The organism is Neochlamydia sp. TUME1 (assembly GCF_000813645.1).
In the GTDB taxonomy this organism is placed as follows: Bacteria; Chlamydiota; Chlamydiia; order Chlamydiales; family Parachlamydiaceae; genus Neochlamydia.
Genome location: NZ_JRXI01000230.1, coordinates 1 through 1,619 on the forward strand (window position 1 = coordinate 1; position 1,619 = coordinate 1,619).

Below are 1,619 nucleotides of genomic sequence, written 5' to 3' on the forward strand. Positions count from 1 at the left end.
CGGAAGTTCCATTTTTTTAAAACCAATCAGTAGTAAACAAGGTTTTGATTGTTAAAAACTTATGTTTGTTTTCGACGCTTTTTTCTAGTGACTACATGTGCATGATTCTTTGGCAAAACTTTTGGTAACTCTATCTTTAAAGCCTCAAGCATTTGTCTATTTTGGTGACGTGGTTCTGGAATTTGCTGAAAACTTAAGCCTTCATTTAACGTCCATTCTATTAGCGTTAATGTAGATAAACTGCGCAACCCCTCTTCTACTGTTAAATAAAGGTCCTTCCAGGCTTTATCAAGCTCTCGGATAATCATGTAGGCTAACATTACAACCAAAACATGGCCCCTTGTACTTTCTTCTGAACGTACATAGACTGGCCGTATTTCAAGATCGCTTTTTACTGTTCTAAAAGCTGATTCTACCCTAGCTAAATCTTTGTAACGGTCATGTATCTCTTGCATACTCACTTCTTCGTGAGCTAGATCGGTTTTAATTACATAGCAGCCATCTAGCTTAGCATCTTCTGCTAACATTTCTTGATTAAGGCATAACGATAAGCTTCTATCTTGTGCGCTAACTGTTACACAGCTTTTAAGTGCTAAACGCTCAATTTTAGCCTTAATTTTCTTTAGCGCTACTTCCATGTGTGCTTTGGGATGAGCCTGCAAATAGGCATTTTGCATAGCAACCAATTTCTCTATGCTAGCTAGCTTGCTAAGACGAGAATGAGCGATTTCTTGGGCGCGCACAGGATTGCGCCTAAGAATATATCTTATCCCATTTTCTTTGACTTCAACCAAGTTTTCATCAAATAGGGTATACTCGATCACCCCTTTTTTCATTAAAGTCTCTATCTGGGCTTTTGTCAGAGCGGTAATATAATGAAAACCATGCGCTTGCAAGTTCTCGATCTGCCCGCTTTTAATCATTCCTCTATCGCCTACAAAAGTGACCTTTTCGCAGTTAAAGCGTTCTTTAGCTTTTTTGATCTGGGCATGAAAAGTAGAGGTGTCTTGCGTATGACCTTTAAATACTTCTGCCGATACAGGTGCACCCTCGGCTGAACTTAATAAGCCGATAACAATTTGTTTTTTACCTTTCTTTTTGTCTCGATTGTAACCCCAAGCGGCAAGCTCATTTTTTTCGCCTTCTAAATAGGAGCTAGTGACATCATACAAAAATAAGTGAGGAGCTTTCTTGGGGAAACTTTTAGTAAACAATCGATCTTCGATAGAGGCTTGGTTTTGGCATAACCACAAAAGATTTTTATAAAGATCTTCTTCATTAAAGCCTTCTTGCAGATCAATGACCGGAGCAATAGCATAGGTTTTTGCCAGCCTGACTGCAGAAAGTCTTGAGCCTTGCTCCAATACGCGTGCCAGCACTTGCCACAACGCGAGCTGACCTTCTCGGTTGTTGCCAAGAGCATCCACAATTCCTAAACGTTTAGCCATTTGGTAGATCACCCATACGCCACCAATAGATAGACCTTCTTGCATCGTGGCTTCACGGCAAGAGGCTAAGGCTTGGAGATTACCTTTGTATTTTAAAGCTAACTCGATAGCAGTAATTTCTTCGGTTGTGCAATTGGATAGATTACCAACCGTACGTTTTTTGACGGTTTT

Annotated in this window: 1 protein-coding gene; it reads right to left on the reverse strand. The window is 40.0% G+C overall.

Annotated elements, in window-relative coordinates; all coding sequences use genetic code 11:
• Window positions 1–59: 59 nt before the first annotated feature.
• Window positions 60–1,619: IS1634 family transposase (locus DB41_RS13135; RefSeq protein ID WP_052244128.1), on the reverse strand; the 1,560-nt coding region annotated here is incomplete at its 5' end.